Origin of the sequence: Acidiphilium acidophilum (assembly GCF_033842475.1) — a bacterium.
Classification (GTDB): domain Bacteria; phylum Pseudomonadota; class Alphaproteobacteria; order Acetobacterales; family Acetobacteraceae; genus Acidiphilium; species Acidiphilium acidophilum.
In genome coordinates, this window is sequence record NZ_JAWXYB010000018.1 from 2,119,349 (window position 1) to 2,133,275 (window position 13,927).

Sequence of the window (13,927 nt, forward strand, 5' to 3'; positions counted from 1 at the left end):
TCTAAGGACTAAGTCCTTAGTGGGGGGTGCAGGGGGGCAAAGCCCCCTTGCCGGGGCCTGGGGCCGCGCCCCAGCCTTGCTCACACCCCCCATGATCGCCCTCAGAACGGCAGTTTCATGCCGGGGGGCAGGGAGATGCCGCCGGTGGCTTTCTGCATTTCTTCGGCGGCGATGGTTTCCAGTTTGGTTTTGGCGTCGTGGTGGGCGGCAACGATGAGGTCCTGGAGCATTTCGGCATCGTTGGGGTCGAGCAGTTTGGGGTCGATTTTCGTCGATTTCAGCACGCCCTTGCCGGTGAGCGTGAGCTGCACGAGGCCAGCGCCGGATTCGCCCTGAATTTCGAGGGTTTCGAGCCGGGCGTTCATATCCTGCATATTCTGTTGCATGGCCTGGGCTTGTTTCATCAGGCCGGCGAGGTTTTTCATGGGTCGATCTCCATAGCGTCGGCGATATCCTGATCGGACATCGGGGGGGCGTCATCGCCGATGTATGGGGGCATCCCCGGCGCGTCGGCAAGGGGTGCCGGGTCTTCCGGTTCGACGCTGGCGATTTTGGCGCCGGGGAAGGTTGCAAAGATCGCCTGGACCAGCGGGTGGGCGAGCGCGTCTTCCCGTGCCGCGTCGCGCGCGGTCTCGCGCGCTTCCACCATGCTCGGCGCACCGGCTTCGCGCGAGAGGGCGATGGTCCAGCGGTGCCCGGTTTCGGCTTCGAGGAATCGTGCGAGCCGGGCGGAAAGATCGCGCGGCGCGCCGGGGGAGAGGTTGAGTTCGATCACCGGCGGGGCGAATTTCACGATCCGCGCATCGTGCTTGAGCTGGCTGGTGAGCAGGGCGTCCCGCCGCTCTTCGGCGAGCGCGATGACGTCCTCGAACCGCGCGAGGCGTGGTGCGGCGCTGACGGCGGGCGGTCCATTGACCACCGCGCGCGGCCCCGGCTCCGGGGTGTCGCGCGGCAAGATGGCGCGGGGGGCTGCGGGCTCGCTTGCGAGGCGGCGGACCAGATCGCCGGGCGGCGGCAGATCGGCGACGAAGCACAGCCGGATCAGGATCATTTCGGCGGCGGCCCGCCGGTCGCTGGCCTGTTCGACCTCGCCGATGCCTTTGAGCAGCATCTGCCAGAGCCGGCCGAGCCAGGGCACCGAGAGCGACGCGGCGAGTGCGGCCCCCCGGGTCCGTTCAAGTTCGGGGAGGGTATTGCCGGTGGCGAGGTCGGGGATCGTCTTCAGGCGCGAGAGGGTATGGGCGAGGCCGAGCAGGTCCTGCATCAGCACCACCGCGTCGGCCCCCTGGGCGTGGGCGCGGTCCATCACGCCCAGCGCCTCGGCGATGCGGCCACCCGCCACCGCCTCCATCAGATCGAACACGAAGCTGCGGTCCGCGAGGCCGAGCATATCGCCGACCAGCGTGGCGGTGACGGCGCTGCCGTCGTCGGCGCGGGCGATCGCCTGATCGAGCAGCGAAAGCCCATCGCGCACCGAGCCATCGGCGGCGCGCGCGATCGCCTCGACCGCCGCCGCCTCGATCGTAATGGCCTCGGCGGCGGCGACCTTGCCGAAATGGGCGGCAAGGACATCGACCGGAACCCGCTTGAGGTCGAACCGCTGGCAGCGCGACAGCACCGTGACCGGCACCTTGCGGATTTCGGTGGTGGCGAACACGAATTTCACATGCGGCGGCGGTTCTTCGAGCGTTTTCAACAAAGCGTTGAAGGCATTGCGCGACAGCATATGGACTTCATCGATGATGAACACCTTGGTCCGCGCAATCATCGGGCGGAACCGCGTCGCCTCGATGATTTCCCGCACGTCATCGACGCCGGTATTCGAAGCCGCGTCCATTTCCACCACATCGGGGTGCCGGTCGGCCAGGATCGCGACGCAATTATCGCACACGCCGCAGGGATCGGGCGTCGGCCCGCCCGCACCATCCGCCCCGGTGCAGTTCAGCGCCCGGGCAAGAATACGCGCGGTGGTGGTTTTTCCCACCCCGCGCACCCCGGTCAGCATAAAGGCGTGCGCGATCCGCCCCATGGCGAAGGCATTGCGCAGGGTGCGGACCAGCCCGTCCTGCCCGATCAGATCATCGAACGTGGCGGGGCGATATTTCCGGGCAAGAACGCGGTAGGCCTGGGCATGGACCACCGGCAGCGCCGGGGCGTCGTCCCCGAACAGGGACGGTCCCGCAGGCGGTGGCGGCTGGTCATCGTCGTCGAACAACCCAGCCATGATTCTCCGATGCTTGCGACAGGAATGAGGTGGGAGACCGGATCCGCGACCCGTGCGGAAACTCGTTGCGGCTGCTGCCTTCCGGCCCTGACCGGGTTGGCGAGGCGCCCGTCCGTGGCCGATCTCCCGGAGCGGTTATCGGATTTTTGGGTGGGGTTGGCAAGCATGCCCCCGTGCGCCAGTCTGGCCCGATGCCCGATATCCATCCGACCAGCGCGCTCCTCTACAGTTCGGCGGCGCTCGACCGCGCCGGCCACCGGCGCACCGATGCCGCATGGATCGCTGCCGCGCGCGCCCGGCCCGATGCGCTGTTCGTGCCCTATTGGCGGGGCCGGCTGCTGATCGGCGCAACCCCCTCGCCCCATGCGATCCTCACCGCGCGCCCCCGCGACGACGAGGGCGAAGCCAGTTTTCTCGGTCTGATCGACCATCGCCCGGTCTTCGCCGTCGATCTCTCCGCCGATGATGCGCCGCTCGATGCACTGGCCTCGCCCGAAGGCGAATTCCTCGACCTGCGGGGCCTCACCGCAACCCTGCCCGCCACTCAGGCCGGGCTGCTCGCAACCGCCAAAGCCCTGCTCTACTGGCAATCCCGCACCAAATTCTGCAGCCTGTGCGGCGCGCCCTGCCGCCTCGCGCGGGCCGGCCACACCATGCTGTGCACCGCCTGCGCCACCGAGCATTTCCCCCGCACCGACCCGGCGGTGATCATGCTGATCGCCCGGGGCGACCGCGTCCTGCTCGGCCAGTCGCATAAATTTCCGGTCGACCGCAATTTTTTCTCGACCCTGGCCGGCTTCGTCGAACCCGGCGAAAGCCTGGAAGACGCCGTGCGCCGCGAAACCCTTGAGGAAGTCGGCGTAACGGTCGGCGATGTCAGCTACATCGGCAGCCAGCCCTGGCCGTTCCCCGCCTCCCTGATGCTCGGCTACCGCGCCGAAGCCCTCACCGAGACCATCACGCTGGACCCCGAGGAAATGCGCGCCGCCGCCTGGTTCACCCGTTCCGACCTCGCACACCGCAAGGAGGCCGGCTTCAACCTGCCCCCACGCGATTCGATCGCGCGGCGATTGATCGAGGAGTGGATGGCGGAGTAGCGCCCGGATCACGGCATATAGCGCTCACCGGCTCGTTGCGTCGGGCGATACGCAGGAAATATCAAGGGTTCTTTTTTGCAAAAAAGAACCAAAAAACTCTTGTGGATTTCGAGTCGTGCTTGTGGCGGTGCCATCGACATGGCTACAACGCATCCGCTACTTTTTTAGAAGAATCCTATTTCCCGTCCTGCGGTGCCTCGTCGATGCCGCCGGTCAACGATCGCAAAGGCCGAAACGAAATCGCCCGCCGCCGCACCCCAACGACCGGTTCCGCAGCACTCGGGGTGATCATGGCGGTCGTCTGTCTCGATATGATGGCGGTGGCGATCGTGCTGCCCGTCCTGCCCCGGCTGGTCGGCACGCTGATGCCGGGCGATCGGGCGCGGATCGCGCTGGTGTTCGGCTGGTTCGGTGCCTCATGGGCGATCATGCAGTTCTTCGCCGCCCCGCTGCTCGGCGCCCTGTCGGACCGGATCGGCCGCCGTCCGGTAATCCTGTGGTCCTGTTTCGGTCAGGCGGTGGATTTCGCGATCATGGCGATGGCGCCCTCGGTCGCGTGGCTGTTTGTGGGCCGCATTCTCTCGGGCATCTCATCGGCCAATATCGCCGTCGCGAACGCCTACGTCGCGGATATCACGCCCCCCGAGCGCCGCGCCGCCGCGTTCGGCCTCACGGGCGGCGCGGCGGCGCTCGGGTTCGTCCTCGGCCCGGCGGTCGGCGGCGCCCTGGGCGGGATTGGCCTGCGACTGCCCTTCTGGTGTGCCGCCGCGCTGGCGGTGCTCAATGCAGCGGTCGGCCTGTTCGTGCTGCGCGAACCGGCGCGGCAATCCTCCACCCCGCCGCCGCCCTTATCGCGCCGCCGGCTCAACCCGCTCGCGCCGCTGCGCCTGTTCGCACGCCCCGGTCTCACCCGGCCCGCGATCATCTATGCGCTCGGCATCCTCGCCCAGCAGGCGATCCCGGCGATCCTGGTGCTGTATCTGGAAAACCGGTTCGGCTGGCGCCCCGCCCTGATCGGGGCTGCCCTCGCCGGGGCCGGTGTCGGGTTCGTGGTGGTCGCGGGCGGTCTGGTCCGGCCCTGCGTGCGGCGCTTCGGCGAAGCGGTGACCCTGCGGCTCGGCCTGATCGGAGGTGCCGCGGGCTTCGCGATGTTCGCCTTCGCACCGCACGGCCACGACATCTGGTTCGCCCTGCCGGTGATCGCGATCTGGGCGCTGTCATTGCCCTCTCTGCAGGGGATCATGGCGCGCCGGATCGGTGCGGAGGACCAGGGCGGGCTGCAAGGCATGCTGTCGAGCATTTCGAGCCTCGCCGCCCTGATCGGGCCACTGTTGTTCACCTCGATCTACGCCGCCACCATCAGCCTGTCGCCGGCGCACCCCTGGGCGGGCGGTCTGGCCTTGCTGCTCGCCGGTACCCTGCTGCTCGGCGCGCTGATCCCGGCCTTTTCAATCGGCGATCATCGCGGCTGATACCGGCTGGCGCACCGGCGCGCGCAGCAATCCCCAAGCTTCGAGCTGCGCGATGGCGGTGCCGACCCCGTCCTCGGCGGCGATGCGCTCCCCCAGCGCCCGCGCCCTTGCCGCGATCGCCGGGGCGAGCAGGTGCCGGTAACCCTGCGCCAGACGATCCGGCGTCACCGCCTTCCGCGCGATCCGGAGCACGGCCACGCCCGCCCGTTCGAGCTGGACCGACCAGAACGCCTGTTCGGTGATGAACGGCAAAATCAGCGAAGGGATGCCCGCACGGATCGCGGCGGCGGTGGTGCCCGCCCCGCCATGATGCACGGCGGCGGCCATGCGCGGCAGCAGCCAGTCATGCGGCGCTTCGCCGATCACATGGATCAATGGATCGTCCCGGCCCTCATCGACCGCGATGCCGCCCCAGCCGCGCGCGATCACCGCCCGCTGCCCCGCCTGCCTGACCGACGCGATCACGGCGGCGGCAAGGGGTTCGGCATCGCGCGCGAACATGCTGCCGAACCCGATATAGATCGGCTTCGGCCCGGCTTCGAGAAACCGCACGAGCGGCTCCGGCGGCGTCCACGTCCGCGCGCGGTCGTGAAACCAGTAGCCCGTCACGGCGATATCATCGGTCCAGTCGCGCGAACGCGGCAGGATCGCCGGGCTGTAGGCATAGAGCGTGCGGCGATGGGCGCGCGGCGCATCGTGCTGCGGCCCCTGCCACGCGTAATCGGCAAGGCCGAGCGGCGCCCGCAAATGCCGGTTGACCGGCCCGCACACCAGCGACCACATGAACCAGCGCAACGCATGATAGAGGCCCCGATTGACCGCACCGGGCAGCCGCACCGGCAGCGGCGGCAGCACCATGGGCGGAATGTCGCGGCACGGCGTCATCGGCTGCAACTGCGCCTGAACCACCGGAATCCCGAGCGCCTGCGACAACGATCCGGCCAGCACCGTCGCCGGCCCCTGACCGATCAGCAGATCCGCACCCGACGCCGCAGCACGCCCCTCCGCCGGCCAGTGCGCCGCCATCTCGGCCAGATACCGCGCCATGATCCGCCCGCCCCGGACCACGTTCATCCCGTTCTCGATCATCTCCGGCGCCCGGCGCATCAGCCGGTCGTAATCCGCCGTCAACGGGGCATGGTCGAGCCCGGCATCGCGGATCATCGCCGCGAAATTCGTCGCGGCACAGATCACCACCTCATGGCCGCGCGCCCGCAACCCCGCCCCGAGCGCGAGAAAGGGCTGAACGTCGCCGCGCGTGCCGACGCAGAAAATCGCAACGCGCATGGTCAGGCGAAGGCGCGCGCGATGATCGGCCCGATATCGCGCAGGGCGGCGGCCCCGAGCATGTCCTGATGGCGGCAGTCGATATCGTGAAGAATGAGGTTGCCGTTGACATGACGCCGCCAGGCATTGGGATCGTCCTCGACGAAATCATCCGCCGCCAGCGCCGGCCGCCGCCCCGCGCGCAGGAACAGCAGATCACCGGCGATCGTGCCGGGAACGAAGCGCTGCGCCAGCGTGAGCGTGGTCTCCGCGACATGGCGCACCCGCCGCATCACGGTCTCGCGCACCAGCCCGGCGGGCATCGGGATCTCGTCGAGCGCGTAATCGGCGATCAGCAGCCCGACCAGCGCCTCCATGTCCGAGCCGGTGCCGAGCCGGTCGGGGGCATAGCCGAGAAACCCGAGCGAGGCCGCGACCATCGCCCGCTCATCCCCCGGCAGGCTGCGGGTCCGGAACGGATAGGAATCGAGCATCGCCAGCGTCTTCACCACCTCGCCCGCCGCCGTCAGGCGTTCCGCGATCGCATGGGCGATCAACCCGCCGAGCGACCAGCCGAGCAGGTTATACGGCCCGCAGGGCTGCACCCGCCGGATGATCGCGATGTAATGATCGGCGATCGCCTCGATCGAGCCGGGCAACGGCTCGCTGAACCCGAGCGACTGCAGGCCGTGAATCGCCAGCGACTCCGGCAAATACCGCGTCAGCCCGGCATAACCCCACGACAACCCGGCAACGGGATGGATGCAGAACAGCGCGGAGGCCGCGTGACCCCGCCGCAGCGTCACCATCATCGCCAGCGGATCGCTCGCCCGCGCCTCATCGAGATACGGCGCGAGATTGGCGATCGTCGCGTCCTGGAACAGCGCCCCGATCGGCAGGTCCGCCGAGAACCGCCCGGCCAGATCCGCGACCATCCGGGCCGCCGTCAGCGAATCGCCGCCGAGGGCAAAGAAATTATCATGCACTGAAACCCTGTCGAGCCCGAAGGTTTCGGCCCACAGCGCCGCCAGCACCTCCTCGCCATGCGTGGCCGGTGCGACATACTCCCCGCTGACCGAAGCCGCCCGCACCGCCTCGGGGGCCGGAAGGGCGTTGCGGTCGAGCTTGCCGTTCGGGTTCACCGGCAAGGTCGACAGGACCACGAAGGCGGCGGGCACCATGTAATCCGGCAGAATCTCGCCCATCCGCCGCCGCAGCGCCGCCGGGTCCGGCCAGGTGACGCCCTGCGGCACGACATACCCAACCAGTTGGGCCTGCCCCCTGGTGTCGCGCAGCGCGACCGCGGCGGCGGCGACCTCCGGCAATCCCGCAAGCACCGCCTCGACCTCGCCGAGTTCGACCCGGAACCCGCGTATCTTGATCTGATCGTCGCCGCGGCCGAGATATTCCAGAACCCCGCTTTCGTTGAACCGCGCGATATCCCCGGTCCGGTACAGGCGGGAGCCGCTGCCGCCGAACCGGTCGGCGATGAACCGTGCCTCGGTGAGATCGGGCCGATCCAGATACCCGATCGCCAGCCCCGCCCCGCCGATATGGAGTTCGCCCGCCACGCACGGAGGCACCGGCTCGCCGGCCTGATCGAGCACATAGAGCGTGGTGTTGGCGATCGCCCGGCCGATCGGCGGGGCGGCGCAATCGGCCTCGGTCATTTCGTGAAAGGTCGACCAGATCGTCGTCTCGGTCGGGCCATACACATTGATCAGCCGTGCGGCCTGACGCTGCAACGAGGTGGCGATGGGCGGCGGCAGGGCTTCCCCGCCGACCAGCAGGGTCAAACCGGCGAAGGCGTCCGGATGCGGGTGCAGCACGGCGCGATAGAGCGAGGGGGTCGCCTGCATCGCGGTCACCGCCCGATCGCGGATCATGGCCGCGAGTTTCGCGGGATCGCGCGCGGCATCCCCCGGCGCGAGCACGACCGCCGCCCCGGCGATCAGCGGCACCAGAAGTTCCAGCGCCGCGATGTCGAACCCGATCGTGGTGACCGCGAGCATCCGGTCGGCGGGCGTCAGCCGCAGACGCTGCACGAACTCATGGCAGAGATTGGCGAGCGCGGGCTTCGGGATCACGACGCCTTTGGGCCGGCCGGTCGAACCCGAGGTAAAGATCACATAGGCCGTATCACGCGGTACCCGCGTCATCGTATCACGCGGTACCCGCGTTCCGCTCGCAACGATCCCCTGCGGTGCCCGGTCCGGCGCATCGAGGCACAGCACCGGCGCGTCCGCGCGCAGGGTACCGGCCAGTCCGGTCGTGGTCAGAACAATAGAGGGTTTCGCATCGGCCAGAATCATCCCCCGTCGCGCCTCGGGAAGTCCGGGGTCCAGCGGCAGATAGGCCGCCCCGCTCCGCATGATCCCAAGGCTGGCGGCGAGCACCCCGATCCCGCGCGGCACCAACAGGGCAACCAGATCGCCGGGCCCGATCCCGGCGGATGTGAGCCGCGCGGCCAGATCGTCGGCCTGCCGCATCAGGTCGCGATAGGACAAAGCCCCCTCAGCCGCGATCACCGCCACGGCATCGGGCGTCTGCACGGCGCGCGCCGCGATCCACGCCGCGACATCGCCGGGGGGCACCGGGCGCGCGGTCGCGTTCCAGTCCGCGAGCATCAGCGCCCGCTCGCCCGTCGCAAACAGATCGAGCCGCGCGAGTTCCGCATGGGGGTCGGCCATGACCTGCTCGATCACCCGCAGCAGCCGCGTTTCGTGCCGAACCAGATCGGCATCTTCATAAAGCACCGGATTCGCATCGAAATCGATCCGCAACCCCCGCTCGTCGGACCGGTCGTAAATAAAGATCATCATATCCTCGACCGACCCGTTCGACAGATTATGGGTGATCGCGGCGTGGCCCGCGAAGTCGAGCACATAGTCGAACGGTTCGATATTCACGCCGAGGAACGACACCTGCTGATCCGCCCCGAACAGGCCGAGGTCGCGCCGCAGCTCCTCGTAGCGGAATTGCTGGTGGCGCAGCGCCCGCAGCAGCGCGCGGCCCGCCTCCCCGACCAGCGCCGCGAAATCCATCCCCGCCCCGAACCGCAGCCGCATCGGCGCGGCATTGGCGATCATGCCCGGTATCGAGCGCAGCAGCGCCGAGGGGCGGCCGGTCACCGGCATGCCGATCACGAGGTCATCGGCGCCGGTGACCCGGTGATAATAGGCGGCGACCAGCGCGATCAGGAATTGCGGCAGGCTCGCGCCGAGCGATTTCGCGAGCGCGCGCATCGCCCCGGTCTGCGCGGCATCGATATGCGCGGTGCGCCGCCGCAACCCGCCCCCGCCCGTCACCCGGCGGCGCGCGAGCGACATCGCGGGCGGCAGATCGGCCAGATGCTCCAGCCAGAACGCCCGGTCGCGCGCGAAACGCGGCGACTCGCGATAGGCCTGATCATGCGCGATCAGCGTATCGAGGCTGCCGAACGGGCAGGGCGGCACCTCGTGCCCGCGCACCAGCGCCGTGTAGGTCTCGGCCACCCGCCGCGCGACCAGTCCCCCGGTAAATCCATCGAACATGATATGATGCGCGCGGTGATACCAGAACCAGCGTTGCGGACCGGCCTTGAACAGCGCGCCCATCCAGAGCCGCCCGTCCGCGAGATCGACCGGTGCCGAAAGCTCCTGCCACATCCAGCCTTCCGCCGCCGCGCGCGGATCGGCCTCGCCCGAGACATCGAACACCGGAAACTCATCGGTATAATCAGGCCGGATGATCTGGCGCGGCCCGGCCTTGGTCTCGACGATCCGCACCCGGATGGTGTCGGTTTCGGCCGCGACCGCGCGCAGGGCGGCGATGAACCGGTCGGGATCGATCGCCCCCGGAATTTCGATCGATTCCGCAATGTTGAAGATCGTGCCGGCAGGCGCGATCTTCTGTCCGATCCACAATCCCCGCTGCGCAACCGTAAGTGGAAGATAATGGTCAGATACCGTCATTTTTTTCATCCAAAATTAATGTTTTTTGGATGTAATACTACTTTAAGGTTCAATTCAATCTTAAAAAGATGACATTTATCATAACACGTACAATTTATCGTGCCCCGGTTGCATCGCAGCGGCATCGACCCAGGCGAAAAGGCGGCGGCAGCGCCCGGTTCCGGCCTCCGCCCGCCGCGCCGTCACTTGCCCGCATGGCTGAACGACATCGTCCCGTCGGCAAGCCGTCCCCAGCGCAGCATCGCCAGATCGCGGATATAATTCTGATAGAGCCGCCACGGCTTCTTCGATCCCTGACGCGGAAACGAGGCGATCGCCCGTTGAATATACCCCGAACTGAAATCGACGAACGGCTCCTCCGCCACGGTCGGATCGTTCCGCAGCGGCGTGCAGGTCGTGAACCCGCGCCGCTTCATATGGTTGAGCAATCGGCAGACATACACCGATGTCGGGTCCGATTTGAGGGTCCAGGACGCATTGGTATAGCCGAACGCGACCGCGAAATTCGGCACGTCGCTGATCATCATCCCTTTGTAGCTCAGCGTCTTCGCGAAATCGACCGTCCTGCCATCCACCACCACCCGCAACCCGCCCATCAGCTTGAGCTTCAACCCGGTTGCCGCAACGATCAGGTCCGCCGCGAGGTCCCGCCCCGACTCCAGCCGGATGCCGGACGGCGTGAACGACGCAATCCGATCGGTCACGATCTCGGCGCGGCCCGATCTGAGCGCCGCGAACAAATCGCCATCGGGCACCAGGCACAGGCGCTGATCCCACGGCTGGTAACGCGGCGTGAAATGGGTCGCGACATCGTAATCCGCCCCCAACGCACGCCGCGCCATATCGATGATCCAGGCCTTGATCCGCTCAGGCCGCCGCCGTGCCAGATTATAAAACACCATCCCCAGCAGCACATTCCGCCACCGCACGACGCTGTAGGCCAGCCGCTTCGGCAACCGGCGGCGCACCCGGTTCGCAAACCCATCCTCCGAAGGCCGCGCCACGATATAGGTCGGCGAACGCTGCAACATCGTGACATGCGCGGCCGATTTCGCCATCGCCGGCACCAGCGTCACCGCCGTGGCACCACTGCCGATCACCACGACCCTCTTGCCCGCGTAATCCAGATCGTCCGGCCACGATTGCGGATGCACAATCCGCCCGGCAAACGCCTCAGCCCCTGGAAATTCCGGCAGATACCCGCCCTCGTAATCGTAATAGCCGCTGCACATGAACAGAAAGGAGCAGGTGAACCGCTCGATCCCGTCCCCGCGCGAAACCGAAACCGTCCAGCACGCCCGGCCCGAATCCCACTCCGCCTGCGTCACCCGATGCCCGAACCGGATATGCCGGTCCACCCCGAAGGCCGAGGCCGTCTCCCGCACATAGTCCAGAATCGCCGCCCCCGGCGCGATCGCCCGCGAATCGAGCCAGGGCCGGAACGAATAACCCAGCGTGTACATATCCGAATCGGACCGGATGCCCGGATAACGGAACAAATCCCACGTCCCGCCGATCGCATCGCGCGCTTCGAGCACCACATAGCTCCGATCCGGGCAATCCCGCGCGAGATGACACGCCGCCCCGATCCCCGAAAGCCCGGCCCCGACCACGACAACATCGAAATGCGGAACGGCCATGGGTCAGTCCCGCGCCCGGAACGCCGCCACCTCCGCCGCCGCCCCGGCGGCGATGAACCGCGCATCCGACCCCACCGTGACCAGATCGAACCCTTTGGTCGCCATCGTCTTCGCATACCCCGCCGACCCGGTATGGATCGCGGCGCGCTTGCCGTGATGCTTCGCCCGCGCCAGAATATGATCGAACGCATCGAGCATGGTCCGATGCGTCGGGTCGAATTGCGGCGCCAACCCCAGCGTCAGCGCCAGATCGTTCGGCCCGACATAAACCCCGTCGATCCCCGGCGTCGCCAGAATATCATCAAGCACCGCCATCGCCTGCTTGGTCTCGATCATCGCGAACGCCGTCACAATCTCGTTCGCCCGCTTCGGATAATCCGCCCCATGCGCGAAACTCGCCCGGATCGGCCCATAACTCCGCCCGCCCTGCGGCGCATACCGCATCGCATCGGCAAGCACGCGCGCATCCGCGGCGGTATTGATCATCGGGCAGATCACCGCGAGCGCCCCGGCATCGAGCGATTTCATGATAATCCCCGGGTCGAGCCACGGCACCCGCACGACCGGCACCACATCCGTCGTCCCGATCGCCGTCAGCATCCGCACCGCAGCCGCGTAATCGACCACGCCATGCTGCAAATCCACCGTCAGGCTGTCCCAGCCCTGATGCGCCATGATCTCGCTCGCAAAACCATCCGGTATCGCGAGCCACCCGTTCAACGCCGCCCGATTTTCCGCCCAGATCCGGTTCAGTGACATCGTATCCCCTTTATCGTTATTTCATCGTCGGCATGGCGAACTCCGCCCCGGCACGAATCCCGGTCGGCCAGCGCGTCGTCATCGTTTTCAGCTTCGTGTAGAAATGCACGCCCTCGCGCCCATGCATGCCATGATCGCCGAAAATCGACCGCTTCCACCCGCCGAACGAATGAAACGCCATCGGCACCGGAATCGGCACATTGATCCCCACCATCCCGACCTCGATCTGATCGGCGAAACTCCGCGCCGCATCGCCATCGCGGGTGAAAATCGAGGTGCCGTTGCCGAACTCGTGCGCATTGATGATCGCAACCGCATCGTCGAAACTCTTCTCCCGCACCACCGACAGCACCGGCCCGAAAATCTCCTCGGAATGAATCCGCATCCCCGGCCTGACATGATCGAACAGCGTCGGCCCGACGAAATACCCGTCCTCATGCCCCTGCAACGTCAGGCCCCGCCCATCCACCACCAGCGTCGCCCCCTCGGTCACGCCGAGATCGATATAGGACAACACCTTCGCCTTGTGCTCCTTCGACACCAGCGGCCCCATCTCCGCCTCACGGTCCACCCCCGGCCCGATCTTCAACGCCCGCGCCGCCCTGGCCAGCCGCTCCACCAGCGGATCGGCGATATCGCCCACCGCAACCGCCACCGAAATCGCCATGCACCGCTCGCCCGCCGAACCATAGGCCGCGCCCATCAGCGCATCGACGGTCTGATCCAGATCGGCATCCGGCATCACCACCATGTGGTTCTTCGCCCCGCCCAACGCCTGAACCCGCTTGCCATGCGCCGAGGCGGTCGTGAAAATATGCTCGGCAATCGGCGTCGATCCCACAAAACTGATCGCCGCAATCCGCCGGTCGGTCAGCAGCGCATCCACCACCTCCCGATCGCCATTGACCACGCTGAACACCCCGGCAGGCAATCCCGCCTCCTTCAGCAACTCCGCCAGCAGCAGCGCCGCCGACGGCACCTTCTCGGAAACCTTCAGAATAAAACAATTCCCGCACGCAATCGCGACCGGAAACATCCACAGCGGCACCATCGCCGGAAAATTGAACGGCGTGATCCCGGCAACCACCCCCAGCGGCATGCGGATCGAATAACTATCCACATTGGTCCCCACATTGCGCGAATACTCGCCCTTCAACGCATCGGGAATTCCGCAGGCGAACTCCACCACCTCCATGCCGCGCACCACCTCGCCCGCCGCATCCGTGATCACCTTGCCATGCTCGCCGGTGATCAGCGCCGCCAGCTCGTCCTTGTGCGCCTCGATCAAGTCCTTGAACTTGAACATCACCCGCGCCCGCCGCAGCGCCGGAGTCGCCGCCCAGGCCGGAAACGCCGCCACCGCCCCGGCGATCGCCCGCTCCACCTCATCGGGCGTCGCCACGCTCACCACCCCGGTCTGCACCCCCAGCGCCGGGTCGAACACCGGCAGATGCCGCGTCCCCGCCCCCTCGATCCGCTGATTGTCGATGAAATGACCGTGCGATTTCATGGCGTC

General features: G+C 67.3%; 9 protein-coding genes and 1 other RNA gene. 2 read left to right on the forward strand and 8 right to left on the reverse strand.

The window, feature by feature from the left end:
- Positions 1-101: 101 nt before the first annotated feature.
- From SIL87_RS12720 to ffs, 3 genes are all read right to left on the reverse strand, one after another.
- A complete protein-coding gene (locus SIL87_RS12720) occupies positions 102-425 on the reverse strand; it encodes a YbaB/EbfC family nucleoid-associated protein (protein ID WP_319614544.1) in 324 nt (107 codons plus the stop codon).
- On the reverse strand, positions 422-2,224 hold the full coding sequence (locus SIL87_RS12725; RefSeq protein WP_319614545.1) for a DNA polymerase III subunit gamma/tau: 1,803 nt from the start codon (positions 2,222-2,224) through the stop codon (positions 422-424). Before SIL87_RS12725 ends, SIL87_RS12720 begins: the two co-directional genes overlap by 4 nt.
- Before the next feature lie 29 nt (positions 2,225-2,253).
- Positions 2,254-2,351: signal recognition particle sRNA small type (gene ffs, locus SIL87_RS12730), an RNA gene on the reverse strand.
- A gap of 64 nt (positions 2,352-2,415) precedes the next feature.
- Between ffs and nudC the strand changes: the two genes are divergently transcribed.
- Both nudC and SIL87_RS12740 read left to right on the forward strand, forming a co-directional pair.
- A complete protein-coding gene (nudC, locus tag SIL87_RS12735; protein ID WP_319615979.1) occupies positions 2,416-3,321 on the forward strand; it encodes an NAD(+) diphosphatase in 906 nt (301 codons plus the stop codon).
- 203 nt (positions 3,322-3,524) lie between these two features.
- Positions 3,525-4,793, forward strand: coding sequence for an MFS transporter (locus SIL87_RS12740; RefSeq protein ID WP_319614546.1), 1,269 nt, complete (start codon positions 3,525-3,527; stop codon positions 4,791-4,793).
- Here the strand turns inward: SIL87_RS12740 and SIL87_RS12745 are convergent.
- The 5 genes from SIL87_RS12745 to SIL87_RS12765 all read right to left on the reverse strand — a co-directional run bounded on the left by SIL87_RS12745 (position 4,770) and on the right by SIL87_RS12765 (position 13,921).
- The gene (locus SIL87_RS12745) at positions 4,770-6,080 is read right to left on the reverse strand and encodes a glycosyltransferase (protein WP_319614547.1); all 1,311 of its coding nucleotides are present in this window, start codon (positions 6,078-6,080) and stop codon (positions 4,770-4,772) included. The genes SIL87_RS12740 and SIL87_RS12745 overlap by 24 nt on opposite strands.
- Before the next feature lie 2 nt (positions 6,081-6,082).
- A complete protein-coding gene (locus SIL87_RS12750; protein ID WP_319614548.1) occupies positions 6,083-10,012 on the reverse strand; it encodes an amino acid adenylation domain-containing protein in 3,930 nt (1,309 codons plus the stop codon).
- Between the two features lie 182 nt (positions 10,013-10,194).
- The gene (locus SIL87_RS12755; protein WP_319614549.1) at positions 10,195-11,652 is read right to left on the reverse strand and encodes a flavin-containing monooxygenase; all 1,458 of its coding nucleotides are present in this window, start codon (positions 11,650-11,652) and stop codon (positions 10,195-10,197) included.
- Positions 11,653-11,655: 3 nt separating this feature from the next.
- A complete protein-coding gene (locus SIL87_RS12760) occupies positions 11,656-12,411 on the reverse strand; it encodes an HpcH/HpaI aldolase family protein (protein ID WP_319614550.1) in 756 nt (251 codons plus the stop codon).
- A 16-nt stretch (positions 12,412-12,427) separates the two neighbouring features.
- Positions 12,428-13,921 carry a CoA-acylating methylmalonate-semialdehyde dehydrogenase gene (locus tag SIL87_RS12765; RefSeq protein WP_319614551.1) on the reverse strand — a complete coding sequence of 498 codons (1,494 nt, stop codon included), beginning with the start codon at positions 13,919-13,921 and terminating at the stop codon, positions 12,428-12,430.
- Between the last annotated feature and the right edge of the window lie 6 nt (positions 13,922-13,927).

What these genes read in the sequence shown, in the direction of transcription:
- SIL87_RS12720 (WP_319614544.1), bottom strand. Translation starts at nt 425, where the DNA reads ATGAAAAACCTCGCCGGCCTGATGAAACAAGCCCAGGCCATGCAACAG.
- SIL87_RS12725 (WP_319614545.1), bottom strand. Translation starts at nt 2,224, where the DNA reads ATGGCTGGGTTGTTCGACGACGATGACCAGCCGCCACCGCCTGCGGGA.
- nudC (WP_319615979.1), top strand. Translation starts at nt 2,416, where the DNA reads ATGCCCGATATCCATCCGACCAGCGCGCTCCTCTACAGTTCGGCGGCG.
- SIL87_RS12740 (WP_319614546.1), top strand. Translation starts at nt 3,525, where the DNA reads ATGCCGCCGGTCAACGATCGCAAAGGCCGAAACGAAATCGCCCGCCGC.
- SIL87_RS12745 (WP_319614547.1), bottom strand. Translation starts at nt 6,080, where the DNA reads ATGCGCGTTGCGATTTTCTGCGTCGGCACGCGCGGCGACGTTCAGCCC.
- SIL87_RS12750 (WP_319614548.1), bottom strand. Translation starts at nt 10,012, where the DNA reads ATGACGGTATCTGACCATTATCTTCCACTTACGGTTGCGCAGCGGGGA.
- SIL87_RS12755 (WP_319614549.1), bottom strand. Translation starts at nt 11,652, where the DNA reads ATGGCCGTTCCGCATTTCGATGTTGTCGTGGTCGGGGCCGGGCTTTCG.
- SIL87_RS12760 (WP_319614550.1), bottom strand. Translation starts at nt 12,411, where the DNA reads ATGTCACTGAACCGGATCTGGGCGGAAAATCGGGCGGCGTTGAACGGG.
- SIL87_RS12765 (WP_319614551.1), bottom strand. Translation starts at nt 13,921, where the DNA reads ATGAAATCGCACGGTCATTTCATCGACAATCAGCGGATCGAGGGGGCG.